Origin of the sequence: Flavobacterium fructosi (assembly GCF_042787335.1) — a bacterium.
GTDB classification, from domain to species: domain Bacteria; phylum Bacteroidota; class Bacteroidia; order Flavobacteriales; family Flavobacteriaceae; genus Flavobacterium; species Flavobacterium fructosi.
Genome location: NZ_JBHZQA010000002.1, coordinates 20,867 through 46,033, shown reverse-complemented (window position 1 = coordinate 46,033; position 25,167 = coordinate 20,867). Strand labels below are relative to the sequence as shown.

The 25,167-nt window shown below is 33.9% G+C and carries 26 protein-coding genes; 18 read left to right on the top strand and 8 right to left on the bottom strand.

What is annotated here, in order from left to right:
* Positions 1–16 precede the first annotated feature (16 nt).
* From ACFX5D_RS03110 to ACFX5D_RS03080, 7 genes are all read left to right on the top strand, one after another.
* A complete protein-coding gene (locus tag ACFX5D_RS03110; RefSeq protein ID WP_379856800.1) occupies positions 17–892 on the top strand; it encodes a helix-turn-helix domain-containing protein in 876 nt (291 codons plus the stop codon).
* Between the two features lie 100 nt (positions 893–992).
* Positions 993–2,048 (top strand): ferrochelatase, encoded by a 1,056-nt coding sequence (gene hemH / locus ACFX5D_RS03105; RefSeq protein WP_379856799.1) that lies wholly within the window; start codon positions 993–995, stop codon positions 2,046–2,048.
* The gene (locus ACFX5D_RS03100; RefSeq protein WP_379856798.1) at positions 2,049–3,404 is read left to right on the top strand and encodes an MATE family efflux transporter; all 1,356 of its coding nucleotides are present in this window, start codon (positions 2,049–2,051) and stop codon (positions 3,402–3,404) included.
* On the top strand, positions 3,391–3,945 hold the full coding sequence (locus ACFX5D_RS03095; RefSeq protein ID WP_379856797.1) for a CopD family protein: 555 nt from the start codon (positions 3,391–3,393) through the stop codon (positions 3,943–3,945). Before ACFX5D_RS03100 ends, ACFX5D_RS03095 begins: the two co-directional genes overlap by 14 nt.
* Positions 3,946–3,947: 2 nt before the next feature.
* Positions 3,948–5,420 (top strand): sensor histidine kinase, encoded by a 1,473-nt coding sequence (locus tag ACFX5D_RS03090; RefSeq protein ID WP_379856796.1) that lies wholly within the window; start codon positions 3,948–3,950, stop codon positions 5,418–5,420.
* 11 nt (positions 5,421–5,431) lie between these two features.
* Positions 5,432–6,214: an enoyl-CoA hydratase/isomerase family protein gene (locus tag ACFX5D_RS03085; protein ID WP_379856795.1), complete on the top strand. Its 783-nt coding sequence runs from the start codon at positions 5,432–5,434 to the stop codon at positions 6,212–6,214.
* Positions 6,215–6,288: 74 nt separating this feature from the next.
* Positions 6,289–6,687, top strand: coding sequence for a hypothetical protein (locus ACFX5D_RS03080; protein ID WP_379856794.1), 399 nt, complete (start codon positions 6,289–6,291; stop codon positions 6,685–6,687).
* Between the two features lie 54 nt (positions 6,688–6,741).
* Here ACFX5D_RS03080 and ACFX5D_RS03075 read toward each other — a convergent pair whose 3' ends face one another.
* The 3 genes from ACFX5D_RS03075 to ACFX5D_RS03065 form a co-directional block, all read right to left on the bottom strand.
* A complete protein-coding gene (locus ACFX5D_RS03075) occupies positions 6,742–7,395 on the bottom strand; it encodes an HD domain-containing protein (RefSeq protein ID WP_379856793.1) in 654 nt (217 codons plus the stop codon).
* A gap of 92 nt (positions 7,396–7,487) precedes the next feature.
* On the bottom strand, positions 7,488–8,477 hold the full coding sequence (locus ACFX5D_RS03070) for an acyl-ACP desaturase (protein WP_379856792.1): 990 nt from the start codon (positions 8,475–8,477) through the stop codon (positions 7,488–7,490).
* 11 nt (positions 8,478–8,488) lie between these two features.
* A complete protein-coding gene (locus ACFX5D_RS03065; protein WP_379856791.1) occupies positions 8,489–9,223 on the bottom strand; it encodes a lysophospholipid acyltransferase family protein in 735 nt (244 codons plus the stop codon).
* Positions 9,224–9,349: 126 nt separating this feature from the next.
* Here ACFX5D_RS03065 and ACFX5D_RS03060 point away from each other — a divergent pair, with 126 nt between their 5' ends.
* The 3 genes from ACFX5D_RS03060 to ACFX5D_RS03050 all read left to right on the top strand — a co-directional run bounded on the left by ACFX5D_RS03060 (position 9,350) and on the right by ACFX5D_RS03050 (position 12,323).
* Positions 9,350–9,775, top strand: coding sequence for a ribonuclease P protein component (locus ACFX5D_RS03060; RefSeq protein WP_379856790.1), 426 nt, complete (start codon positions 9,350–9,352; stop codon positions 9,773–9,775).
* 104 nt (positions 9,776–9,879) lie between these two features.
* On the top strand, positions 9,880–11,517 hold the full coding sequence (locus ACFX5D_RS03055) for a S41 family peptidase (protein WP_379856789.1): 1,638 nt from the start codon (positions 9,880–9,882) through the stop codon (positions 11,515–11,517).
* Positions 11,517–12,323, top strand: coding sequence for an OmpA family protein (locus tag ACFX5D_RS03050; RefSeq protein WP_379856788.1), 807 nt, complete (start codon positions 11,517–11,519; stop codon positions 12,321–12,323). Before ACFX5D_RS03055 ends, ACFX5D_RS03050 begins: the two co-directional genes overlap by 1 nt.
* 1 nt (position 12,324) lies before the next feature.
* Here ACFX5D_RS03050 and ACFX5D_RS03045 read toward each other — a convergent pair whose 3' ends face one another.
* From ACFX5D_RS03045 to ACFX5D_RS03035, 3 genes are all read right to left on the bottom strand, one after another.
* Positions 12,325–12,768 carry a GNAT family N-acetyltransferase gene (locus ACFX5D_RS03045; protein ID WP_379856787.1) on the bottom strand — a complete coding sequence of 148 codons (444 nt, stop codon included), beginning with the start codon at positions 12,766–12,768 and terminating at the stop codon, positions 12,325–12,327.
* A 50-nt stretch (positions 12,769–12,818) separates the two neighbouring features.
* Positions 12,819–13,796, bottom strand: coding sequence for a DUF4837 family protein (locus ACFX5D_RS03040; RefSeq protein WP_379856786.1), 978 nt, complete (start codon positions 13,794–13,796; stop codon positions 12,819–12,821).
* Positions 13,797–13,986: 190 nt separating this feature from the next.
* On the bottom strand, positions 13,987–15,174 hold the full coding sequence (locus tag ACFX5D_RS03035; RefSeq protein WP_379856785.1) for a phosphoglycerate kinase: 1,188 nt from the start codon (positions 15,172–15,174) through the stop codon (positions 13,987–13,989).
* Positions 15,175–15,460: 286 nt separating this feature from the next.
* On the opposite strand from ACFX5D_RS03035, the gene ACFX5D_RS03030 reads away from it, so the two are divergent.
* The 4 genes from ACFX5D_RS03030 (at position 15,461) to recA (ending at position 18,763) form a co-directional block, all read left to right on the top strand.
* The gene (locus ACFX5D_RS03030) at positions 15,461–16,609 is read left to right on the top strand and encodes a DNA polymerase III subunit (protein ID WP_379856784.1); all 1,149 of its coding nucleotides are present in this window, start codon (positions 15,461–15,463) and stop codon (positions 16,607–16,609) included.
* Positions 16,610–16,613: 4 nt separating this feature from the next.
* Positions 16,614–16,997 (top strand): DoxX family membrane protein, encoded by a 384-nt coding sequence (locus tag ACFX5D_RS03025; RefSeq protein WP_379852662.1) that lies wholly within the window; start codon positions 16,614–16,616, stop codon positions 16,995–16,997.
* Positions 16,998–17,042: 45 nt separating this feature from the next.
* Positions 17,043–17,552, top strand: coding sequence for an acyl-CoA thioesterase (locus tag ACFX5D_RS03020; protein WP_379856783.1), 510 nt, complete (start codon positions 17,043–17,045; stop codon positions 17,550–17,552).
* 203 nt (positions 17,553–17,755) lie between these two features.
* Entirely contained in the window at positions 17,756–18,763 is a 1,008-nt protein-coding gene (gene recA / locus ACFX5D_RS03015) for a recombinase RecA (RefSeq protein WP_073209530.1), read from the top strand.
* Between the two features lie 50 nt (positions 18,764–18,813).
* On the opposite strand, the gene ACFX5D_RS03010 is transcribed toward recA, so the two are convergent.
* Positions 18,814–19,581, bottom strand: a complete 768-nt coding sequence (locus ACFX5D_RS03010) for a lysophospholipid acyltransferase family protein (protein WP_379857211.1) — start codon at positions 19,579–19,581, stop codon at positions 18,814–18,816.
* A gap of 138 nt (positions 19,582–19,719) precedes the next feature.
* On the opposite strand from ACFX5D_RS03010, the gene trpS reads away from it, so the two are divergent.
* The 4 genes from trpS (at position 19,720) to ACFX5D_RS02990 (ending at position 24,012) form a co-directional block, all read left to right on the top strand.
* Positions 19,720–20,694, top strand: a complete 975-nt coding sequence (trpS, locus tag ACFX5D_RS03005) for a tryptophan--tRNA ligase (RefSeq protein WP_379856782.1) — start codon at positions 19,720–19,722, stop codon at positions 20,692–20,694.
* 261 nt (positions 20,695–20,955) lie between these two features.
* A complete protein-coding gene (locus ACFX5D_RS03000; protein ID WP_379856781.1) occupies positions 20,956–22,593 on the top strand; it encodes a hypothetical protein in 1,638 nt (545 codons plus the stop codon).
* Between the two features lie 2 nt (positions 22,594–22,595).
* Positions 22,596–23,240, top strand: coding sequence for a hypothetical protein (locus tag ACFX5D_RS02995; protein ID WP_379856780.1), 645 nt, complete (start codon positions 22,596–22,598; stop codon positions 23,238–23,240).
* A 256-nt stretch (positions 23,241–23,496) separates the two neighbouring features.
* On the top strand, positions 23,497–24,012 hold the full coding sequence (locus ACFX5D_RS02990) for a hypothetical protein (protein WP_379856779.1): 516 nt from the start codon (positions 23,497–23,499) through the stop codon (positions 24,010–24,012).
* A gap of 42 nt (positions 24,013–24,054) precedes the next feature.
* On the opposite strand, the gene dprA is transcribed toward ACFX5D_RS02990, so the two are convergent.
* Positions 24,055–25,155 (bottom strand): DNA-processing protein DprA, encoded by a 1,101-nt coding sequence (gene dprA / locus ACFX5D_RS02985; protein ID WP_379856778.1) that lies wholly within the window; start codon positions 25,153–25,155, stop codon positions 24,055–24,057.
* Positions 25,156–25,167 lie beyond the last annotated feature (12 nt).

Genomic DNA, 25,167 nt, shown 5'->3' with positions numbered 1-25,167 from the left:
TTAAAAAAATATCGCTATGGGTTCTCAGGAAATTATAAAAATTGAGGATGATTTCACACTCATCCGCTTTCAGAACGACAGCAACGATTCCTTTAATGCGCAACGCGAAGTGGGCAGCGGTTTGATACAGTTTCATTTTGGATTAAAAGGAAGTGCCGAGTTCATCTTCAATCAGGGTAATTATGCTTTGGAATTAAAAGAAGAAAAATCATTGCTTTTATACAATCCTCAGAAAGAATTGCCTTTAAATCTGGAGTTAGCGCCAAATTCCTGGGTGATTTCTGTGATTATATCTATTAAAAAATTTCATGCCTTGTTTTCGACAGAAGCGGATTATATTACTTTTTTAAGCGCGGACAATAAGGACAAAAAATATTACAACGAAGGCAACATTAGTCCCTCGATGGCGATTGTTTTATCACAATTGTTTCATTATAATTTGCATCCCTCTATAAAAAACTTGTATTACAAAGGCAAAGGATACGAATTATTGAGTTTGTATTTCAATAGAACCGAAGATCCAAATGCAGAACAATGTCCGTTTCTAATTGATGAGGACAATGTCATGAAGATTAAAAAAGCCAAAGAAATCATCATTGCCAACATGGCCGAACCACCAGGATTACAGGAATTGGCGGATGAAATAGGTTTGAATCTTAAGAAACTAAAAATGGGTTTCAAACAAATTTATGGTGATACGGTTTACGGGTTCCTATTTGACTATAAAATGGATTTTGCCCGAAAATTACTCGACAGCGGTTCCTATAATGTAAACGAGGTCGGATTAAAAATTGGCTACAGCACCGGAAGTCATTTTATAGCGGCTTTCAAAAAGAAATTTGCAACCACGCCAAAGAAATATTTGATGTCAATCAACCCAAATATGCAATAAAGAATTGATTTTTTATATTAAACAATAAATAAAAAATAGTTAATCCCAATTTATAAAAAAGTAAGTTTATTTACTTTTGTACCAACAAAAAAAAGATAACATGAAAGGTGTATTATTAGTAAATCTTGGTTCTCCAGAAAGTCCAACTCCAAAAGACGTAAAACCATATTTAGATGAATTTTTAATGGACAAATACGTTATTGACGTTCCGTTTTTGTTACGAGCATTATTAGTTCGGGGCATAATTTTACAAACAAGACCTAAAAAATCAGCCGCCGCTTACGCCAAAATATGGTGGGACGAAGGTTCCCCGCTTGTGGTTATCTCCAAAAGAATGCATGCCAAAGTAAAAAAACTGGTTGATATTCCGGTTTCCTTAGCGATGCGTTATGGAAAGCCATCTTTATTATCTGGTTTACAAGAACTCCATGATAAAGGTGTGAATGAAGTATTACTTTTTCCATTGTATCCACAACATGCGATGGCTTCTACAACTACCATTCTGGAGCTGGCCGAAGAATTGCGTAAAAAGCACTTTCCAGAAATGAAATTTACTATCGTTCCTGCGTTTTACAACAAACCAGATTATCTCAAAAACTTGGCCGATTCCATTAAAGGTCATCTAGAAGGTTTTGATTACGATCATTTATTATTCTCCTACCATGGAATTCCGGAGCGTCATATTCGCAAAACTGATATCACCAAATCCCATTGTAAAATTGACGGTTCATGCTGCAACACGCCGTCGCCGGCACATGAGTTTTGTTACCGCCATCAATGTTATGAAACGACCAAACAAGTTGTAAAATTGCTGGGAATTCCAGAAGGAAAATACAGCCAGACCTTTCAATCGCGTTTAGCGGGAGACAAGTGGTTGACGCCTTACACGGACGTTGAAGTTAACAAAATGCCGGAAAAAGGAATTAAAAATCTTGCCGTTGTAACGCCTGCTTTTGTATCTGATTGCTTAGAGACTTTAGAAGAAATTGCCATGGAAGCCAATCATGAATTTAAGGCTCACGGAGGAGAAAATTTTAAAGCGATTCCATGTTTGAATGATGGGGACGATTGGTGTAAAACCGTGAGTAACTGGATTACGAATTGGTCTAACGCATCTTCGTCAGTTAAACTTGACTCCGAAAAAATAAACGCTTAAATGGCTGTTAGCGCCGATGAATTAGGAACACAAGACATCAAAAAACTCTTGATAAAGCAAGCGGTTCCGTCCTCTATTGGTATTTTATTCATGTCGGTTAATATTTTAATCGACACCATTTTTGTTGGACAATGGATTGGCTCTTTAGCCATTGCGGCAGTAACTGTTGTATTGCCCATTACCTTCTTGATTTCCTCTTTGGGAATGGCAATCGGTGTGGGCGGAGGATCCGTACTTTCAAGAGCATTGGGAGCAAATAAAAAGGAAAAAGCAAAAACTACTTTTGCCAATCAAATTATGATGACTTTTTTATTGTCATTCATTTTTGTTGCTTTTGGCCTTTTCTTTAGCAATGAGATGCTGTTGCTTTTTGGTGCAAAAGGAGCTATTATGAAACCCGCAAGAGAATTTTTCTTTCCGATCATAATATCGGTTCCATTCTTAGCACTTTGTATGATGGGCAACAATATTATTCGAGCGGAAGGCAAAGCTAAATTCGCCATGGTTGCCATGATTATTCCTGCTTTCATAAATATTATATTAGATATTATTTTTTTAAAATATTTGGATTTAGGAATGTTTGGCGCTGCTTTGGCTACAGCCATATCCTATTTTTCATGTTTCTTGTTTGTCCTGTGGTTTTTTCTTTTTAAAAGTGAATTAAAACTCCGAACAAGACATTTTAAGTTTAAACTTCTAATTGTAAAAGAAATATCGGAACTGAGCATTGTCACATTTTCCAGACAAGGCGTGGTTAGTATTTTAGCCATAATCCTGAATCATACTTTGTACACTTATGGCGGTGAACATTCCGTTGCTATTTATGGAATTATCAGCAGAATGTTGATGTTTGCTTTGTTTCCAATTCTGGGAATCACGCAAGGTTTTCTCCCTATTGCTGGTTTTAATTATGGCGCTCAAAATTATGAAAGAGTTAAAGAAAGTGTACAGCTTTCGATAAAATACGCAGCAATTTTAGCTTCACTTATTTTTGTAGTCATCTTACTTTTTGCTAAACCTATAGTATCCGTTTTTACCACAGACCCAAAAGTAATTGCAGAAACCCCCGAAGCGTTACGATGGGTTTTTGCGGCTTCCCCCGTTATTGCAATTCAGTTAATTGGTGCAGCCTATTTTCAAGCCGCTGGAAAAGCAAAAAAAGCACTGTTATTGACTTTGAGCAAACAAGGATTTTTCCTAATTCCGCTGGTGCTGATACTACCAAATTTTTTAGGTATTTTTGGAATATGGATTGCATTCCCAATTGCTGATATCTTATCAACAATACTGACCGGCTATTTTCTAAAAAAAGAAATAAATACTAAATTGATTCAAACTACCAATGGAATATTATAATTACCTTAAATCTTTGCACCTCATCTTTGTAATCACCTGGTTTGCGGGATTATTTTATATTGTCCGCTTATTTGTTTACCAAATTGAAGCCGCTCAAAAACCTTCTCCCGAAAAGGAAATTTTGCAAAAACAATACAAAATAATGACGTATCGTCTTTGGTATATCATAACTTGGCCATCGGCAGTTTTAGCGAGTATATTTGCTTTTTGGATGTTGTTATTTACTGATTTAGGTCAAGCTTGGTTAAAAATGCCTTGGATGCATGTAAAACTTGGTTTTGTATTTGCATTGTATTTGTATCATGGGAAATGCCAACAAATATTCAAACAATTGCAAAACGATGAAGTAAGACACACGACAACTTTTATGCGATTATGGAATGAAGGTGCAACTATTATCCTTTTTGCAGTGGTATTTTTAGTCATTTTAAAAAATGCGGTCAACTGGATTTATGGTGTAATTGGGATTTTTCTTTTTTCAATTTTAATTATGCTTGGATTTAAATTTTACAAACGCCTTCGCGAAAGAAATCAATCCTAATTATGTTCAATAACTTTAAAATGTCGATGCTTTCCTTACGAATCAGGATTTTCCTATCCATGATTGTATTGATAATCATGGCGTCCATTTTGTTAGCTTCTATTTCGATTATCCAATTCAAAAACGAAGCTAAAGAATACCATCAAGAGCGCTTAGAACGGAAAGAAGACGCGATAAAAGAACATATAAATTATGTGCTTTCTACCACAACATATCCTTTGACAACTGAGAATTTAGGTTTGATTTTTAAGGATAAAATTCACGAACTAGCTCAAATTCATAGTATTGAAATCAATATTTACAGCTTAGACGGAAAACTGTTGAAATCATCTAAAGAATCATTTTCTGTAGACAAAGTATCCCCTCCTATTCCTAAATATATCCTGAAATTAGTTCGTTCCTCCATAGAAAAAAGATATGTAGACATTAAAACTATCAATGGAGTAAAGAATCGATCCTCCTACAGCCAAATAAAAGATGATAAATTCAAAACGCTTGGGATTTTGAATCTGCCTTATGTGGAAGACGATGGTTTCTACGAAAATGAATTAAACAACTTCTTGATTCGTTTGGGTCAGGTGTATTCTTTTATGCTTATTGTAGCTTTTGCAATCGCCTATTTTCTTTCGACATATATTACAAAATCACTAAAAACGATTTCAGACAAGTTAAGCGAAACCAGTTTGAATCAAAAAAACGAAAAAATAGTATTAGAAGCCAGTAGCAAAGAAATTAATCTGTTGATAAAGGCCTACAACGGAATGGTGGACAAACTGGAAAAAAGTGCTATTAAACTGGCGCAAAGCGAGCGTGAAGAAGCTTGGCGCGAAATGGCAAAGCAAGTTGCGCATGAAATCAAGAATCCGCTTACCCCAATGCGATTGACCGTGCAAAGTTTCCAAAGAAAATTTGATCCAAATAATACCGATGTGATGCAAAAGATGAAGGATTACTCCGATACATTGATTCAACAAATTGATACCATGAGCGCCGTTGCATCAGCATTTTCAAATTTTGCTTCGATGCCGGCACAACAAAACGAAACACTAAATGTTGTTAACGTAGTTGATCTGGCAATGGACATATTCAATGAGGAATATATTATTTTTAAAAGCGATTCACCTGAAATAATTTCGAAAATAGATCGGACACAACTCATTCGAATCATTACAAATTTAGTTAAAAACGCAATTCAAGCCATTCCTGAAAACCAAGAAACCAAATCCATAATTGTAACGGTGAAAAAAAAGCAAAATAACGTCTTGATAACGGTTACTGATAATGGGATTGGAATTCAACCCAAAGATATCGGTCGTATATTTGAACCAAAATTCACTACCAAAAACAGCGGAATGGGTCTTGGCCTTGGTATTATTAAAAACATTATCGAAAATTATAAAGGAACGATTACCTTTGAGTCTGAATTTGGAAAAGGAACGACTTTTACAGTTTCCCTTCCAATAATTAACCCCTAAAAATTACAGTTATGAATTACGAAAATATTTTAATTGCAACAGAAAATAACATTGCAACAATTACCATTAATCGTCCTACAAAACTAAATGCGCTGAACGGAATGACTATTTCTGATTTGCATAAAGCAATTAAAACTTTAGGTAAAAACAATGAAATTCGGGTTATAATTTTAACGGGAAGCGGAGAAAAAGCATTTGTTGCCGGAGCAGACATTTCTGAATTTGCCAACTTTTCTATCGAAGAAGGAATGCAATTAGCCGCTGAAGGACAAACCAAATTATTTGATTACATAGAAAACCTAAAAACTCCTGTAATTGCAGCAATCAATGGTTTTGCTCTAGGTGGTGGATTAGAATTAGCCATGGCGTGTCATTTCAGGGTTGCTTCTGATAACGCTAAAATGGGACTTCCTGAAGTTTCACTTGGATTGATTCCAGGTTATGGAGGAACACAACGTTTGCCACAATTAGTAGGTAAAGGTCGTGCAATGGAAATGATTATGACCGCGGGAATGATTACCGCTGAGGACGCCTACAGAACTGGTTTGGTAAATCATGTGGTGCCACAAGCGGAACTTTTAGAATTTTGTACTGGAATTGCGAAAAGGATAATGAAAAATTCTCCTTATGCCATCGGCAAAGCCATAAAAGCAGTCAATACCAACTTTAAAGAAGGCAAAAACGGTTATGAAACCGAAATAAAAGCCTTTGGAAAATGCTTTGGAACCGAAGATTTTAAAGAGGGAACTACGGCATTTTTAGAGAAAAGAAAAGCGACTTTTAAAGGAAAATAAAAAATAAAAAGTCCGGATTGACCGGCTTTAATTGATATTTTACGAAATATAATACAATATCTTAAATTCAACTTATGTCATACCAACCTGTATTTGCCCAATTTTGGGAAAAGGTAAAAGAAAGCATCCAAAATGGAACATACGCTAAATTAACTTTAGCTAAAACGATTGGTGATACCGAATTAAAAAATATTTACGTTCGTCCCGTGTTGAACGATGACATTTTTAGTCTTTCGGTTACGGCGCGTTATAAAACAGAAGAAGTAGAAAGCTTTCATACCATGGATGAGACTTTTATTATATTGGCTCCTTATATGAATAACCCTTTTTTGACCGCTCTCCTATTTACAACGGAGAATGACATCACCTTTAAACTCAATAAAAAAAGAGTGGGAAGTATTGTTGAACAAGCACCAACTTTTAAAAACGCTGCAGATGTAATTATAGAAATGAAAGCAAAAGGAATTATTTAAAAATAATCGCACTGTAGAGACGCACTGCAGTGCGTCTCTACATATCGTGGATATTTATTTCTCCCCTTCCCATTCCGCATAAAACTGCGAAAGAAACCCTTGCATATAATTATGTCTTTCTTGTGCAATTTGTTTCCCAGTCTCGGTATTCATCTTGTCTTTCAAAAGCAATAACTTTTCGTAAAAATGATTTAAGGTTGGAGAATCATTTTTTTTGTATTCTTCCTTTGACATCTTCGTTTTTGGGGCTATTTTAGGATCATACAGCGCTCTATTCTTGAAGCCGCCATAATTGAAGGCTCTGGCAATCCCAATAGCTCCTATGGCGTCTAAACGGTCTGCGTCTTGAACAATATTCAATTCAATAGAAGAGAATTTCTTTTCGAAATTACCGCCTTTATACGAGATGTTTTCAATAATATTTATTACGTGTACTATTGTTGATTCGGCCGTGTTTTGAGATTCTAAAAATTCCCGGGCTATTCTGGGACCAATTGTTTCGTCTCCATTATGGAATTTACTGTCTGCAATATCATGAAGCAAAGCACCTAAACGAACGATTGTTGGATCACAAACTTCATTTTTGGAAATTAGAACCGCATTTTTATACACTCTTTCAATATGGAACCAGTCATGTCCACCTTCGGCATTTTGTAATTTTTCTTTAACAAAAAGAATGGTTTTGTCTATTATGTTTTCTTTGATCATGGATGACATCGGTTTTTATCAAAAATGTTGAATCCTGAAGTTAAACAACTTCAAAATTCAACATTATTTATTCTTAGTTCGAACTCAGAAATCTATCGTGCTAAAGCTGGCTCTACCCATTTGAAAATGTGGGATTCTTGCGGTATTACCATTCTTTCTGATATTCTCGCCATTCTTGCAGGCAATTTTATCAAATAATCACGTGCTTTCTCTGCTTCATCAGTCAAACCGGTAATCTTGTCAATTTCCCATTTTTCAACTAATTTTTGCATGATATCTACGTAATCCGCTGCTGTATAAACACCAATTCGTTGCGCCGAATCAGAAAACTGCTCAAAAGCTGTGCTGATCTTTTGTCCTGATTCTCTCAAGAAATGCGCTGGCATAACGATTTTTGCTTTCATCATGTATTGAAAAGCAAGCATCATTTCGCTAGGGTCTACTTGAAATATTCTGTTCACAAATTCGCTATACGCATGATGATGGCGCATTTCGTCACCAGCAATCATTTTACACATTTTAGACAATTTGTTATCCCCATATTTTTTAGCCATTTGCGCCACTCGATTATGAGAAACATAAGTAGCTAATTCTTGAAAACTGGTGTATACAAAATTTTTATAAGGGTCTGTTCCGGTACCAATATCAAAACCATCACTTATAAGATGTTGCGTCGTCATTTCGATTTCACGCATGTTTACACGACCGGACAAATACAAGTATTTATTAAGCAAATCGCCGTGACGATTTTCTTCACCAGTCCATTGTCTAATCCATTTAGACCATCCATTTCTCTCCACGTTATCAATACCATCTACATCCATTAACCAGGATTCGTAGGTTGGCAAAGCTTCTTCGGTAATGGTATCACCCACTAAAGTTACCCAGAAATCATACGGTAATTCTTTTGCAATTTCGCGTAATTCTTTAACCTCATCAAAAAAGGTATCACTTTCAGAATTAGGCAAAAAATCAGAAGGTTGCCATATTTTTTCTACTGGGATTAGATACTGATCAACAAAGCTATCCACGTTTTTTTCCAAAAACTGCATTACTTCTAATCGAATGTTTTTTATTGACATTATATAATAAATTAAATTTTTATTCCTTGAACAACCGTTTTTTCTGTTTTTTCCATCAGCTCTTCAAAACTATAATCTTTCACCGCTAACGGTTTATGAATTACAAAGGTAAGGTGATTTCCTAAACCTAGGGGAAAAAATCCGTATTTAACGATTTTCCAAGAATTGTTTATAGTTATCGGGACCACATAAGCAGATGGTGCATATTTACATAATATTTTTAGCCCGCTTTGAGAAAACTCCTTTGCTTTACCGGTTTTACTTCGCGTTCCTTCTGGAAAAATAACGGCTGAATGCTTATATTTTTCAATATATTCAGACAAACCTTTAATAGCAGGAATAGCCTGTTTTGGGTCTTTACGATCAATCAGTACGGAACCTCCATGTCGCAAATTATAAGAAACACTTGGAATCCCTTTTCCTAATTCTTTTTTGCTTACAAATTTACAATGAAAACGGCGTAAATACCAAATCATCGCGATAATATCGTATAAACTTTGATGATTCGAAACAAATATTAAAGGGACATTTTTAGGAATATCTTTTATATTTTCAAATTTATAACTAGTTCCTAAAATATTGGTACATCGCACTAAAAGAAAATTCATGTAGTCCACGCTTTTTTTGTGCGCCTGATAACCAAAAACAGTAAAGCAAAACCATTGAATGGGATGAAAAATGACCAATATAAGACCAAAACACAAGTAATAAATTATAGATATAGGATATGAAAATAGTTTTTGCATGCTTAAAAAATTAGCGACAAAAGTAAGAAATATATTTTTAGCCCGATTTTAAATCCCAAACAATATATAGACTCATGGTTTAATTGTAACTTTGTAGGCTAAAATCCATGTCTTTTTTCTCCAAAAATGAACTTCACCTATCCCAAAAACGAAAAGCTAAAAAGTAAAATCACCATTGGATTATTATTTTCCGCTGGGAAATCTGTATCCAAATATCCACTGCGATTGGTTTATTATTCTGGTTTTTTGGAGAATCCTGACACTTCGGGTCAAAAGATAAAAATGGGAGTTTCGGTATCAAAAAAACACTTTAAAAAAGCCGTTGACCGTAATTATTTCAAACGTGTACTTCGCGAAACTTACAGACTCAACAAACATCTCCTACTGGATAATCTAGATAAACCGCACGCATTTATGTTGTTTTACCAAAGCAAAGAGCGGTTGTCTTATCAGGAAATCAACACTAAGACAATACAACTGTTTGAGAAGTTTCTGCAACAAAATAACAAAACTACTTTACCAGAAAACACTTCGGATTTAGTAAAATTATAATTTTCTTCTTAGCCAAATTCACCAATATAGTATTTACATACAATACCTTAATTATTATTGGCGATTTATTCTTATTTTAGCGGTAACAAATTTAGTTAAACGCTATGAACTCCTTTTTTACAAAAAAATTCATAATTCCGGTTGCTGCTTCGGCATTTCTGTTTATTGGAGCGAGTTTCAAGGATGATTTTTTTGAAATTGCTAAGCAAATAGAAATATTCACAACACTTTTTAAGGAAGTGAATAAGAATTATGTTGATGAGACAAATCCAGGTCAGTTAATGGATAAAGCCATCAATGGAATGTTAGGAAGTCTTGATCCCTACACCGTATATTTTAACGAACAGGATGTAGTCAAATTTAAAATAAATAACACCGGAGAATATACCGGAATTGGCGCTTTATTAACTAGAAAAGAGGATAAGCTTACGGTAAAAGAAATATATAAAAACTTCCCTGCCGACAAAGCTGGCCTTAAGCCCGGTGATGAAATTATTCAAATTGGTGATGTTCTTTTATCAGATTTCAAAGAAGACGCCTCACAACTCTTAAAAGGCGCAAAAAACACCAAGGTCGATATTAAATATATTCGTCAAGGGAAAATCAATACTACCCAAATTGTACTAGATGAAGTCGAAATAAAGTCGGTACCATTTTTTGGAAAAATTGACGCTAAAACAGGCTATATCGTTTTACTGCGTTTCAATAAAAAAGCTGCCCTTGAAACCAAACAAGCACTAGACCAATTAAAAAGAGAAGGTGCAGAAAGAATTATTTTAGATTTAAGAGACAATCCAGGCGGACTTTTGAACGAAGCCGTAAATATTTGTAATCTGTTTGTTCCAAAAAATGAAATCATTGTAACTACAAAATCAAAAATAGAAAAACACAATAATACCTACAAAACAACCCAAGAGCCTATTGACACTCAGATTCCACTAATTATTATTGTAAATGGGAAAAGCGCATCGGCTTCTGAAATTGTTTCCGGTGCCCTGCAGGATTTGGACCGCGCAGTAATATTGGGAAGCCGAAGTTACGGAAAAGGATTAGTACAAAGACCCGTCGATTTAACGTATGGAACGCAGCTAAAAGTAACCATTGCACGTTATTACACGCCTTCAGGAAGATGTATTCAAGCCTTAGATTATGCCCATAAAGACAAAAATGGCATCGCTGTACGAACTGAAGAAAAAAACTATAATGCCTTTAAAACCCGAAAAGGAAGAACAGTTTATGATGGGGGCGGTATTCAGCCTGACATAGAACTTAACGAAACAAAATTAAGCCCGATCACCAATGCCTTAATCAAAAATGATGGGATTTTTAATTATGTAACTCGTTATTATTATAAAAATCCAACTTTAGGGGATCGCATCCCGTCGATTTCTGATTCCGATTATTCAGACTTTAAACAGTTTTTAAAATCCCAAAAATTCTCTTTTGACACGGAAACCGAGTTGGCATTGAAAAATACTTTGGCTGTAGCCAAAAAAGAAAAAATGGAAGAATCTATCGCTTTAGAATACCAACAATTGCTTAGCGCGCTTCAAAAAAGTGAAGACCTATTATTGGATAAAAATCAGAAAGAAATCAAAAATCTTATTTTAGATGAAATTATAAAAAGATACCAATACCAAGAGGGTTTGTATCAATATTACATCAAAAATAATGCAGAAGTTAAAAAAGCTATTACTATTTTAGATAGCAATTCAGAGTATAAATCTATTTTGAAAATTTAATGAATATTATTTTCCGAATACTCGTTTTACTGTTTTTTTGCCATCTATCAGCCCAAGTAAAACCGGTTGAGACGGTTTATTTTGAATTTGACAAATCCGATCTTTACAACTCCCAAATCAAAACCATCCTTGATTTTGCAAAAAATGCCGATACTTCTAAAATAGAATCTATACAAATTTACGGTTATTGCGATGATAGAGGTGACAACGGATATAACTATAAATTGTCTAAAAATAGAGTAAAAACGGTACAGGACATTTTGACTTACAATGGTTTTAATAAAAATAAAATTGTAATTATTGAAGGAAAAGGACGTGTAATTATACAAACGGACTCTATTGATGACCTTACGGAAATACGTAATAAAAACAGGAGAGTTGACTTATTTGTGGTTAAGAAAAATAGCTTTGAAAAAGGTATTTATAACTCCTTTCAGGAAAAACATAAGGTTGGAGATCGGATCTATTTAAAAAACATCTTTTTTGCATTAGGCCGAAGCGAGCTTACCGCACAATCTAAAAAAGAATTGGATAAAATCGCCATACTGTTGCAAAAAAACAGGACGCTTCAATTCGAAATTAGAGGACATGTCTGTTGCACGCCCAATTCGTTAGACGATGCAATTGATGAAGCTACTCATGAAAGAAAACTTTCGTTGAATCGAGCCCGAAATGTATTTAAATATCTGGTATCCAAAAACATTTATAGTCTTCGAATGAGCTATAAAGGTTGTGGCAATAAATTCCCTCTTGGGAAGGGGGAAGCTTTTGACAGAAGAGTAGAATTCCTTATTTTGAAAATATAATTTATTCTCGTTTCATCTCAATATGCGGAATATCATCCTCTAAATACATCTCGCTGGTTTGAACAAAGCCATGACTTTCATAGAATTTTTTAAGATACAATTGCGCTCCAATGGTAATTTGGCTTTCTCCAAAATGAAGCAGAACACCGGCAATAGCTTCACGCATTAAGTTGTGACCCAATTTCCTGTCGCGGTAATTTGCATCAACGGTTACCCTTCCAATAGAGGCATTATCAAAACTGATTCCAGCCTTAAAAAGTCGGGCATGAGCTACAATTTTTTCTTCGAATTCTCCAAAAAGATGCAACGCCACCTTGTCCTTACCGTCAAGGTCAAGATACACACAGTTTTGTTCTACTACAAATATTTCGCTTCGTAACCGTAGTAAATCGTATAGTTCGTGAACAGAAAGTGCCTCAAAAGGCTTTATACTCCATTTTAACATCGTGTGGTTTTTATACTATTTTATAGAATGCAAATTAAAGAAAATAAAAATCAGTTTTTCAAAACAGTGACGGATTTTATAATGGACTCTAATTCGTGCATTAAATCGCGTTTCTCTTTTGAAGGCGCGTAACAAAAACCCTCCAAAACTAAGATTCTATTATTATCCCTATCAATAATGGCATAATTAATAAAAGGTCCTGCCATAAAATCATTTTTTAGTTCCCAGGTTCCTTTCGTCTCATAGGTTTCTTTCCCGTCAAGGATAATCTTAAATATGTAGGGCGCATAGGCCTCTTCTGTAATCATATTAGATTGCAGCTCGGTACCACTGATATATAAAGCACCAATTGAATCTCGCATTTTAACAATACTGCTAATCAAATTTGAATTCTTTTTTAGGAAACTGATAGGAACTTGATAAATTAACAGGCTTGTGTTCCCACCGATTATTTCCCTTTTTAACCAAATAAATTTGCTTTTATGAAGTACATAAGCGTAGCAAGAGGGGATCTTTATCGATATCTTGAATTTGTTGGCAATAATTTTAGGATCGAGTAGCGATTGACTGTTAATTCTTTGGCTTTCGGCAATTTCCATTTGTTTGATCAACCTAATCATTTTGGGTGCATTTTTTTCAATGCTTTTTATAATATCAGTACTTGTTCTTCCTGAAATATGAAATATATTTTGAGGGGCTGCGTACTGATTTTTAATGATTTCAAACTTATTATCCTCTCCTTTTTTCACCACTATAATTGTCCTATTGTCGGTCATAAAACCTTCCAAAAGTTTAATAGGATATTGATTTATGGAAAAAAGGGGTTCTTCTTGGGGCAAACCAATGACTGGCGCGGCAAACTTATTGCGGATGCTATCGCCCACCTCACCATTCCATAACTGATCATCAATAATAACAGAAATCGTATTAATTTTTCCAGTTGTTTTTCGAGGTAAATTATCACTTTTCTTTGCACACGAAAAGAATAGAAAGAAAATAAACAGAAATAAAAAAAGGGCTTTATTCATTATAATTTAATTATGAAATAAAACCCAAATTTATAGAAGTTAATTGTATTATCCGTTTATTTTTAGCTTCATTCCGGGTTTAATATCTTCCCCGCGAATATCATTCCATTTTTCAGGACTGAAATTGCGAACAAAAAAATTATTCCGCTATTTTTTAATCGGCTGGTATAATTTCAAAGTTGTATTGTGATTATTCCAATATCGCAGCAATTCCTGGTAACACTTTTCCTTCAAGCATTTCTAACATAGCCCCTCCGCCAGTTGAAACATAGCTCATTTTGTCTTCTAACCCAAATTGTTTTACAGCAGCTACTGAATCTCCGCCACCTACAAGTGAGAAAGCACCGTTTGCAGTTGATTCAGCGATGAAGTTTCCAAGGGCAATTGTTCCGTTAGCAAAACTTTCCATTTCAAAAACGCCTAATGGACCATTCCAAAGAATAGTTTTAGACTCCATAATTACTTTTTTGAAGTTTTCCAATGATTTTGGCCCAGCATCAAGTCCCTGCCATCCATCAGGAATTTCTTTTACGTCAACAATTTGCGTATCGGCAGTATTTGAAAATGCATTTGCTGCAACAACATCAACCGGAATATGAATTTGAACTCCTTTTTCTTTAGCCAATCTCAAGATTTCTAACGCCAATTCTTGTTTGTCATCTTCACAAATAGAATCTCCAATTTTACCTCCTAATGCTTTCACAAAAGTAAATGTCATTCCACCACCAATAATCATGTGATCTACCTTATCCAAAATATTCTCGATAACCGTAATTTTAGAAGATACTTTCGATCCTCCAAGAACTGCTGTTACGGGTTTTTCACTGTTTTTCAACACTTTGTTTAAACTTTCGATTTCTTTAGCCAATAATAATCCGAAACATTTTTCAGTAGGGAAGTACTGAGCAATAATTGTAGTCGAAGCGTGTGCTCGGTGTGCTGTTCCAAATGCGTCATTTACGTAAATATCTCCAAGTGAAGCTAATTCTTTTGCAAAAGCAGCATCTCCAGCTTCTTCTTCACTATGAAAACGTAAATTTTCTAATAACAAAACTTCTCCAGACTGTAATTTTTCAGCAGCAGTTGCAGCTTCCTCTCCAACACAGTTTGAAGCAAACAGAACTGGAACTCCTAACACTTCCGAAGTTGTTTTTAGAATATGTTTTAATGAATATTTTTCTTCAACACCAGACGGTCTGCCTAAATGTGACATCAAAATTACACTTCCGCCTTGAGCAAGAATTGCGTCTATTGTAGGCTTTGCTGCTTCAATTCGAGTAGCATCTGTTACCTTGAAATTTTCGTCCAAAGGAACATTAAAATCAACACGTATTATTGCTTTCTTATTTTTGAAATCAAAATCGTTTAAAGTTTTCATTAGTTCTTTTTTTAGTTTGTTTGTTTTTGAAATGACAACAAATATAGAACTTTTAGACTAGTAATAAATTTGATGAAATAAAATAAATCCGATTCTAACGAACGAAATCGATATAAATTAATAAACAAAATTTCTTTTTAGTTTTATCACTGTTTTTAAATCCTATGATATGTTAAAATTAATTATTTAAAAACCACTTTGATTCAATTGTCAATTTGGAAGACCAAACCATAAAACTTTGCATGCTAAAATTTTTGACTAAACCATTTTCTTCTATCTTTGCTTCATGCAATTTTCAGAAATTTTAGGTCAGGAACATATTAAAAGTCATTTGACAAAAAGTGCTAATCTGGGTAGAATTCCCCATGCACAATTGTTCGTTGGTCCTGAAGGAACTGGTACTTTGCCCATGGCAATCGCTTATGCGCAATATATCATTTGCAGCAATGAGAACGCTGAGAACGACGGTTCAAATGAAGCGTGCAACCTGAAATTCAATAAAATTTCGCATCCGGATTTGCATTTTATTTACCCGACCGTAAGCACCGAAGAGGTAAAAACAAAACCAAAAAGTATTGACTTCATTACAGAATGGCGGCAGTTTTTAAGCGAAAATATTTACGGAAGTTTATTTGATTGGTATCAAACTCTTGGCGTTAAAAATAAACAGGGGGAAATTAGAGTAGACGATGCGCAGGAAATACTGAAATCTTTGGCTTTAAAATCTTATGAAGGCGGATACAAAGTGATGATTATTTGGATGGCTGATAAATTGAATATTGCCGCTTCCAATAAATTATTGAAATTACTGGAAGAGCCTACTGACAAAACTGTTTTTATCTTAATTTCGGAAAACGAAGAAGATATTATTCAAACGATTCGTTCCCGTTGTCAGGTTTTACATTTTAATGGTTTACCAGAAAAAATTATTTCTGAAGCCTTAATCACAAGAGAAAATATTGAATCTAAAACGGCTGTAAAAATAGCGCACCAAGCGCAAGGAAATTATAACAAAGCGCTACAATTATTGCAACCTGACAGCGAAACTGTTTTTTTTGAAAAATGGTTTGTTGACTGGGTTCGTGCCGCTTTTAGAGCCAAAGGAAATGCCGCAGCCATTCAGGATTTGATTCAATGGAGCGAGCAGATTGCGGGTTTGGGAAGAGAGACTCAAAAGAAGTTTTTACACTTTTGTATCGATATGTTCCGTCAAGCCTTATTATTGAATTACCAAACTGAAAGTTTAGTTTACATGGAGCCGCAAGTAGAGAAGTTCAAACTCGAGAATTTTGCGCCCTTTGTCAATGGCAATAATATAAATGATATCTTTAAAGAACTTTCGGATGCTATGTATCACATTGAGCGCAACGGAAATGCAAAAATAATTTTAACCGATTTATCAATCAAACTTACCCGCTTAATTCACAAAAAATAAAAACATGAACAACATTACTTCTATTTTAATTTTAATTTTTTTGGCCATTACTTTTCTTCAATCCGGTTACGACAAACTGTTTTATTGGAAAGATAATGTGGAGTGGCTAAAAGGTCATTTTGCAAAAACCCCATTAAAAAACCAAGTGCCTTTAGCCTTGCTAAATATTTTAATTTTAGAATTAATCTCCGGTATTTTATGTGTTGTTGGCTGTATCGAATTATTTGTAAACAACGGAAGAATTTTTGGCTTTTACGGAGCTGTTTTTTCTTGCGTGACTTTACTAATGTTACTTTTCGGACAGCGACTGGCTAAAGATTATGATGGTGCCAGAACTATTGTTATTTATTTTATCCCCGCTATACTGGCTGTGTATTGGTTAAACTAAAAAACACAAATTACATTACAAACAATAATTACATTGACAAAAAAAATGACTCCAAAACATCCTTCCGAATCTTTAACGACATTAACCGATTTAGTTTTACCAAGTGAGACCAATCCTTTGAACAATCTTTTTGGCGGTGAATTATTAGCCCGTATGGATCGCGCAGCAAGTATTGCGGCTAGAAGACATTCAAGAAGAATTGTAGTTACAGCATCCGTAAATCACGTGGCTTTTAACAGAGCTATTCCTTTGGGAAGTGTCGTAACTGTTGAAGCTAAAGTTTCCAGAGCTTTCAAGAGTTCAATGGAAATATACATCGACATATGGGTAGAAGACCGGGAATCTGGTAACAAAACCAAGGCTAATGAAGCTATTTATACTTTTGTGGCTGTAGATGACACCGGAAGACCGGTCGAGGTTCCCCAAATAGTTCCGGAAACAGAACTGGAAAAACAACGTTTTGATGCCGCTTTACGCCGCAAGCAATTGAGTTTGGTTTTAGCAGGAAAAATGAACCCTCACGACGCTACTGAATTGAAAGCATTGTTCTTCTAAAAAAGAAATAAATGTATTGCCTCATGACACAAAATAAGGTTTGAAAAATATTTTCGAAAGAAAAATTTCACATCAAAAAAAGAAGTATTTTTACGAAAATATAGGTTACTCTAATTGAAATTTTCAGGAGAATTATTCATCCTGTCAGTTTTTTACAATTATAAAAATAATACAAATAGATGAAAGAAAAGGTAAAAGAGAAGATGAGTACAGAGAAAGAAGCTAAATTAAAAGCGTTACAACTTACGCTAGACAAATTAGACAAAACCTACGGAAAAGGTACGGTGATGAAAATGGGTGACAAAGCCATTGAGGAAGTAGAAACTATTTCTTCAGGATCTTTAGGAATCGATTTAGCCTTAGGAGTTGGTGGATATCCAAGAGGAAGAATTATTGAAATATACGGTCCAGAATCGTCTGGAAAAACGACTTTGACACTTCATGCCATTGCTGAAGCTCAAAAAGCGGGTGGTATTGCTGCATTTATCGATGCGGAACATGCGTTCGACAGAAATTATGCGGAAAAATTAGGTGTAGATATTGAAAATCTAATCATTTCTCAACCAGATAATGGAGAACAAGCATTAGAAATTGCGGAAAACTTAATTCGTTCAGGAGCAATTGATATTGTTGTAATTGACTCCGTAGCGGCTTTGACTCCAAAAAGTGAGATTGAAGGTGAAATGGGAGATTCTAAAATGGGCCTACATGCTCGTCTGATGTCTCAAGCCTTACGTAAATTGACAGGAACAATTAGCAAAACACATTGTACTGTTTTCTTTATCAATCAATTGAGAGAAAAAATTGGAGTAATGTTTGGAAATCCAGAAACTACAACTGGGGGAAATGCACTGAAATTTTACGCTTCGGTACGTTTAGATATTCGTCGTTCTACTCAAATTAAGGATGGTGATAACGTGCTTGGAAACAGAACCAAAGTAAAAGTGGTGAAAAACAAAGTGGCTCCGCCATTTAAAATCGCTGAATTTGATATCATGTACGGTGAAGGTATTTCAAAAACTGGAGAGATTTTAGATCTTGCCGTGGAATTTGAAATCATCAAAAAAGCGGGATCTTGGTTTAGTTATGGTGAAACCAAATTAGGACAAGGTCGTGATGCTGTTAAGTCTTTAATAAAAGACAATCCAGAATTAGCTGATGAGCTTGAAGAAAAAATTAAAGCTAGAATAAAAGAATTAGCAGAAGCATAAAACTAAAAAAGAGTTCACCAAGGTGAACTCTTTTTTTTATATCATAGTTACTAAAAAGCAAACTTATTTTCATCTTCAGTCTTCTCAAATTCCTCTAATTGAGAATAAATGATGTCTCTAACTTTTTCCCTCATCTCTTTTCTGTTCTCCCCTGTCTTTCCCAATGTCTCTATATGAGGATGAATTTTGACCCTCATAAAACCAGGACTACCACTGAAAAAAGTATAGGAAAATCTTTTTTTATTGTCTGCAAAAGTAATGGGAACAATAGGGATTTTATGTTCTATAGCCAAACGAAAAGCACCGTCTTTAAAAGTATCTAATAATACCGATTCATCTTCGGGGACACCGCCTTCAGGGAAAATGCAAATACTTAGCCCTTGATTTATTCTTTTTTGAGCGCGATTAAAAACACCCATTTTACTTTTAGAACAATTCCTGTCCACCAAAATACAGGTTCTTTTGTAGAAAAATCCAAATAAAGGAATCTTTGACAGTTCTTTTTTGCCTACAAAAACAAAAGGATTTTTGATCGTAGCGAGCATCAGCATAATATCAGCCATTGAGGTATGATTGGCCACAATCATGTAACTTTTATCGGATTTCAGCTCTTGGTTTTCATCAATTTTATAGTAAAAACCCATTCCGAAAAGAATGAATTTTGCCCAAATTCGAGCCATCTTAAAAAAGTAAGGATAGCCACTTTCAGTCAAAATAGAAAGTACTAAAAAAGGAAACATAACCAATATAGGAATAGCCATTAAAACATAAAACCATACGCGCCAAAGTGTCCAAAAAATAATTTTTAATCCTCTCATAATGTCAAAAGTAAGGAATCGAACGTAAATACCGCTAAAAGAATTCAATTTGGCAACTTTAGTCTTAGAAAAAAATTACAATCCGTGCAAACTTTGCGAAAAACTTTGCGAACTTTGCGGTTAAAGTTAAAAATTACAATGGCAAAAATACTTACCGGCGTACAAAGTACCGGAACACCGCATTTAGGCAACTTACTTGGCGCAATCATTCCCGCAATAGCATTATCAAATAAATCCGAAAACGAATCATTTCTTTTCATTGCCGATTTGCACTCGATAACGCAAATAAAAAGCGGTGGAACCTTACGAACAAATACCTACAGTACTGCAGCAGCTTGGCTTGCCTGTGGCTTGAATGTAGACAAAGTTGTTTTCTACAGACAATCTGATGTGCCACAAACTGCGGAATTATCCTGGTATTTAAGTTGCTTTTTTCCTTTTCAACGCTTGACATTAGCGCATTCATTCAAAGATAAAGCGGACAGACTGGAAGATGTCAATGCCGGGTTGTTTTCGTATCCAATGCTGATGGCTGCCGATATTTTATTATATGATGCTGAGTTTGTTCCTGTTGGAAAAGATCAATTGCAACACCTTGAAATTACTCGTGATGTAGCCTCTCGCTTCAACCACCAAATGGGGGAAACGTTCGTAATTCCAGAAGCGATAATACAAAAGGACGGTATGTTGATTCAGGGAACAAATGGCGGAAAGATGAGTAAATCAGCTAATAACATTATCAATATTTTTCTGGATAATAAAGCGCTGCGCAAACAAGTGATGAGTATTGAAACTGACAGCACGCCGCTGGAAGATCCAAAAAATCCAGAAACTTGTAATGCGTTTGCTATTTATAAATTACTAGCAAATGAAGAACAAATAGCCACAATGACTGCCAATTATCTGGGTGGAAATTACGGTTACGGTCACGCGAAACAAGCCTTGTTTGAACTGATAACTGAAACCTTCAAAACTGAAAGAGAAAAATACAATTATTATATGAACAACCTTCCTGAAGTAGATGCTTTGCTAAAAATTGGTGCCAAAAAAGCAGCAGTTGTTGCTAATGGCGTTTTGGGAAAAGTAAGAGAAAAATTAGGATTTGAAGTGTAAACTTTTTTTTTAACCATATAAGTCATTTAAGTTTTTTTGCGGTTTAATATTATTTTACAAAAGCTTATATGACTTATATGTTAAAATCTATATCGCCTCAAACAATTTCCCCGGCAAAGGTCGAATCAAGCCTTTCAATTCCATATTCTTAAAATATCACCAAAAGTGGGTATTTTTTCACAATCTATTATTCTATATTTTTGGTAAAGCCTATTCAAAAGAATAGAAATAACTTTAACCAACCAAATTATTAAACAAATCGTGAAAAAATTTAAGCAATTATCATTGCTATTTATGGTATTGTTACTAACAAACTGTCAAGTAGATGACATAATTGTTAATGAAAAACCTGTTGAAAAGAGTATTCAAAAAGGAAATGCAATTAAATATGTATCTTTATCTTTGATTCCAGAGATAAAAGAACAGTTAGACGGTTTAAAAAGAATTAAAAAAGAGAAATCTGTTCAAAATAAATCATTAAGTTATTTTGAATTAAATGAAAAAAAAATTATTGAATTAATTAACCCAAACGGTGATGCAAATTATAGTTTTATTATTGAAAAACCATATGTAGAAGACGAACCTTATACTGTAGAAAATTTAAATATCACGTTAAAAAATGGTGAATACCAATCCTTTATAACAAAATGGATACCATCCGATGGAAAAGAATTTTATGATATAAAAAAATTTAATGGCGAAGTGCAATATTTAGATTTAAATGGTGTCATACTGCATAGTTTTAAATACCCATATGCAAACAAAACAGCAAAATCCCTATTACAATACGCCTTTACAATAGGGTGTTATAGTTATGTTATAGCATCTTTTGACGTGAATAATGAAAATTGGTTTGTTTATAGTTCTGAAAACATTTGTGGTGGTGGTGGTGGTGGAACGCCTTCAGGTGGTGGAACAACTTCAGGTGGTGGAACAACTTCTGGAGGAACTACCAGTAGTAGTGATTCATCGGGTCTTTCTGGATTAATCGGAGGTGGTGGAAGTACTAATTATTCAGGTAGTGGCACAACTTCTCTTGTCCCCAACTTACCAAGTCAAGACGAAGTTGAAATAAAAAAATACAACACTTTTTTAAATTCATTAACTACTACTCAATATAATTATTTATCACAAAATCTAAACTTCAATGATTTGTTTTTTAATTATTTGCTAGACAACTTTTTTTCTACTAATAGTAAAAATTTTGAAAAATGGGCTATAAACTATATGATTTCAAATCCTGATACATCTGTATTTGATTTATTTACTACTAGAACTTCTTTTGATTCTAGTACAGGAGACATAGATAACAATACTGTGGGGGGTTATGACAATACTGTTTATAGTGAATTTAATCCACAACAAACACCTTGGTCGATTATCCCAAATGTAATTCCAATAAGTCAATTTGTTGGATGGAATAGAAGTTTACATCCAACGTGGCAATGTATGGAATATGCAAAAGACCAAATTGCAAAAAAAGGATATAAAATATCTAATTATTATGATGTTGGGCAAACTTTTCAAATCTACAAAGAACAAACAGGGGTAAATCAAACAGAACTTACAAAAGGACTTAGTTATTTGAAATACGCTTTAACAAATGGAATTCCTGTAATTGTTGGTGTCGACGATGCTTCTGGAAGTCCTGGCAATATAGATAATACAACTGATCATTTCATCGTAATTGTTGGAATGGGTTCAAATAGCACTGGTAATTATTTTCAATTTTATGATAATGCATCTGGGGATGTTTCACAAGGAGCAAATTCTGCTAATTTATTATACTATAATTCAAATACTGGTCTTATTAGTGGTAGAACACAATGTTCTGCTTATCGTGATCGCTTTACAACTCACAACTATATTCTTACTCACATTAGAAAAAGTAAACTGTAATTATGAAAAAATTAAATCTCTTTGTTATTGCTACCGTGATAAATTTACTATCAAGTAATTTATTTGCTCAAAATGTGACTGATACTATTTTTTTATTAAAAGAAAAAAGTCATAATATTTTTATTGAACCAAATAATAATTCTGTAAATTATGATTACTTATTGGATTTTAGTTCATTTCCTAAAAAATCGAAAACTAACAAAAATAAAATTCTAAATTTACCAACAAAATGGATTCCTATATATTTGTATAATAATAATTACTATTTATACAGACCTTGTAATCTGGGCACTAGTTCAAGAATTTCTTTTTCAAATAATAAAATTGCTTTTGATGGATTTGAAATTTATAGTTTCGAGATAGATTCGAAGATAAAAAAAATTGAAAATTCTTATTATAAATTTACCTATAAAAACCCTCTAAAAGAGATTACAAATGTTGAAATTCATATAATTGATAAACAAAAAGGAATTGCGGTTTTTAAATTTATATCTAACACCAATCAAATTTCATATGATTTAATGTTGGATTCTGAAAAAATTAAAGCATTTTCAATAATCGTAAATAATTGTGAATATGAACGAACTGAAGAAGTAGTTTTTGATAAATTAAACTTTGAAGAATTATTAAACAGGAAGAATAATTAAACTCAGGCATCTTCAACCACAAACAAAAAGCAGTTTCCGTATTTAGGAACTGCTTTTTTTATATAGCCTCAAACAATTTCCCCGGCAAAGGCCGAATTACGCCTTTCAGTTCCATATTCTTAAAATATCACTAAAAATGGGTATTTTTTTATAGTTTAAAATTTAATAAATTTATTTACAACTATTTAGTACTCTTTTAAAGACAAATTATGTCTCTAATTGATTAAATAGACATATGGATTTAAAATTAAAAAGTATGAAAAAGTTAATGTTTTCTCTGATTATTCTATCAAATTTAATTTCTTATTCCCAAGAAATAAGAAATACAGATAGATTCTTTTTTAATAGTCAAAAATATAATTATTTGCATTTTAGTTGGGGTCAGAGTAGCTATAGCAAACCATTTAAAATAATTGTCTGTTCTTCTAATGATTTAAAAACTATAGAAACTAATTTAAGAATATGTCAAAAATTTAAATTAGAATATACAGATTATTATATTTTATCTCTAACAGATTTCTCCAAAAGCCACCAATATATTAAAATAATTAAAGCTTTTCTACTAAGAGTAGATGAAAAGAGAATAGCTAGAAATCTTTCAAGGGTAATTGTTAGAGAAAAAATGAAAAATAAAACTAAATTTAATACAGAAACTAAAAATTTTAAGGAAGTTTTTGAAACTACTAATCTGAATGACGTTGAAGATTTATATATAAATATTAAACCTGAATTAATATGTAATACTGTTAGAGGTTTAGTCTTACCGAAATAAAAAAACGATGAGCAGTTTGAGAAAACCCTGAAACTGCTTTTTTTATATCGCCTCAAACAATTTCCCCGGCAAAGGTCGAATCACGCCTTTAAGTTCCATATTCAACAGCATTCCTGAGATTTTATAAATAGGGAAATCACAGCGCAAAGCAATAATATCCATCAGTTCTTTTCCAGTTTTTAAAAGGTAATCGTATACTTTTTGTTCATCGTCCTCTAAGGTCACAAACAATTGTTTTTGTACCGCTTTTGTTTCTTTTTGAATATCCCAATTCAATATATATATTAAGTCGGCTGCACTGGTCAAGACATTTGCTTTTTGAGTTTTTATCAGGTTGTTGCAACCTTGGCTGTATTTGTCCGTAACACGGCCGGGAACGGCAAAAACATCGCGGTTGTAATCATTGGCCATGTTGGCCGTAATCAATGAACCTCCCCTGTCTGCGGACTCAATTACAATGGTCGCTTCAGACATTCCAGCTACGATTCTGTTTCTTCGAACGAAGTTTTCTTTATCCGGATTCGAGGAACTCCAAAACTCGGTCATGAAACCGCCGTTTTGCTCGACTTTAGCGACATATTTTTTATGGGTTTTCGGGTAAATTTGGTTCAAACCATGAGCGACGACGCCTATCGTCTGCAAATTATTTTCCATTGCCAGTTGATGCGCCACAATATCAACACCGTAAGCAAAACCACTCACGATTATGGGATCAAGCGGTGCTAAATCTTCTATTAATTTTCTACAGAATTCCATACCGTAAGACGTAATTTGGCGCGTTCCTACAATACTGATTATTTTTTTATTCTTTAGATTGATATTTCCTGATGTGAATAATAAAAGTGGTCCGTCAATACAATGTTTTAAGCGATCGGGATAATTTTCGTCCTGAAAATAAACTGCATTAATTTCATTCGATTTTATAAATTCCAGTTCCTGAGTCGCTTTTTCGAACACCGATTTGTCTTTTAAATTTTTCAGTAAAACAGATCCTACTCCATCAATAGCAGCAAGTTGCGATGCTTTTGTATTAAAAACTGCTTCCGCACTTCCAAAATGAGTAAGCAGTTTTTTGGCCATTATATCTCCCACTCCTTCTATTCTTTGCAATGCCAATAAATAAAATAAATCTAGTTCGTTCATGCTAATTATTTG

Excerpts from the sequence above, each read along its gene's own strand:
- ACFX5D_RS03110 (WP_379856800.1), top strand. The coding sequence starts at position 17 with ATGGGTTCTCAGGAAATTATAAAAATTGAGGATGATTTCACACTCATC.
- hemH (WP_379856799.1), top strand. The coding sequence starts at position 993 with ATGAAAGGTGTATTATTAGTAAATCTTGGTTCTCCAGAAAGTCCAACT.
- ACFX5D_RS03100 (WP_379856798.1), top strand. The coding sequence starts at position 2,049 with ATGGCTGTTAGCGCCGATGAATTAGGAACACAAGACATCAAAAAACTC.
- ACFX5D_RS03095 (WP_379856797.1), top strand. The coding sequence starts at position 3,391 with ATGGAATATTATAATTACCTTAAATCTTTGCACCTCATCTTTGTAATC.
- ACFX5D_RS03090 (WP_379856796.1), top strand. The coding sequence starts at position 3,948 with ATGTTCAATAACTTTAAAATGTCGATGCTTTCCTTACGAATCAGGATT.
- ACFX5D_RS03085 (WP_379856795.1), top strand. The coding sequence starts at position 5,432 with ATGAATTACGAAAATATTTTAATTGCAACAGAAAATAACATTGCAACA.
- ACFX5D_RS03080 (WP_379856794.1), top strand. The coding sequence starts at position 6,289 with ATGTCATACCAACCTGTATTTGCCCAATTTTGGGAAAAGGTAAAAGAA.
- ACFX5D_RS03075 (WP_379856793.1), bottom strand. The coding sequence starts at position 7,395 with ATGATCAAAGAAAACATAATAGACAAAACCATTCTTTTTGTTAAAGAA.
- ACFX5D_RS03070 (WP_379856792.1), bottom strand. The coding sequence starts at position 8,477 with ATGTCAATAAAAAACATTCGATTAGAAGTAATGCAGTTTTTGGAAAAA.
- ACFX5D_RS03065 (WP_379856791.1), bottom strand. The coding sequence starts at position 9,223 with ATGCAAAAACTATTTTCATATCCTATATCTATAATTTATTACTTGTGT.
- ACFX5D_RS03060 (WP_379856790.1), top strand. The coding sequence starts at position 9,350 with ATGAACTTCACCTATCCCAAAAACGAAAAGCTAAAAAGTAAAATCACC.
- ACFX5D_RS03055 (WP_379856789.1), top strand. The coding sequence starts at position 9,880 with ATGAACTCCTTTTTTACAAAAAAATTCATAATTCCGGTTGCTGCTTCG.
- ACFX5D_RS03050 (WP_379856788.1), top strand. The coding sequence starts at position 11,517 with ATGAATATTATTTTCCGAATACTCGTTTTACTGTTTTTTTGCCATCTA.
- ACFX5D_RS03045 (WP_379856787.1), bottom strand. The coding sequence starts at position 12,768 with ATGTTAAAATGGAGTATAAAGCCTTTTGAGGCACTTTCTGTTCACGAA.
- ACFX5D_RS03040 (WP_379856786.1), bottom strand. The coding sequence starts at position 13,796 with ATGAATAAAGCCCTTTTTTTATTTCTGTTTATTTTCTTTCTATTCTTT.
- ACFX5D_RS03035 (WP_379856785.1), bottom strand. The coding sequence starts at position 15,174 with ATGAAAACTTTAAACGATTTTGATTTCAAAAATAAGAAAGCAATAATA.
- ACFX5D_RS03030 (WP_379856784.1), top strand. The coding sequence starts at position 15,461 with ATGCAATTTTCAGAAATTTTAGGTCAGGAACATATTAAAAGTCATTTG.
- ACFX5D_RS03025 (WP_379852662.1), top strand. The coding sequence starts at position 16,614 with ATGAACAACATTACTTCTATTTTAATTTTAATTTTTTTGGCCATTACT.
- ACFX5D_RS03020 (WP_379856783.1), top strand. The coding sequence starts at position 17,043 with ATGACTCCAAAACATCCTTCCGAATCTTTAACGACATTAACCGATTTA.
- recA (WP_073209530.1), top strand. The coding sequence starts at position 17,756 with ATGAGTACAGAGAAAGAAGCTAAATTAAAAGCGTTACAACTTACGCTA.
- ACFX5D_RS03010 (WP_379857211.1), bottom strand. The coding sequence starts at position 19,581 with ATGAGAGGATTAAAAATTATTTTTTGGACACTTTGGCGCGTATGGTTT.
- trpS (WP_379856782.1), top strand. The coding sequence starts at position 19,720 with ATGGCAAAAATACTTACCGGCGTACAAAGTACCGGAACACCGCATTTA.
- ACFX5D_RS02995 (WP_379856780.1), top strand. The coding sequence starts at position 22,596 with ATGAAAAAATTAAATCTCTTTGTTATTGCTACCGTGATAAATTTACTA.
- ACFX5D_RS02990 (WP_379856779.1), top strand. The coding sequence starts at position 23,497 with ATGAAAAAGTTAATGTTTTCTCTGATTATTCTATCAAATTTAATTTCT.
- dprA (WP_379856778.1), bottom strand. The coding sequence starts at position 25,155 with ATGAACGAACTAGATTTATTTTATTTATTGGCATTGCAAAGAATAGAA.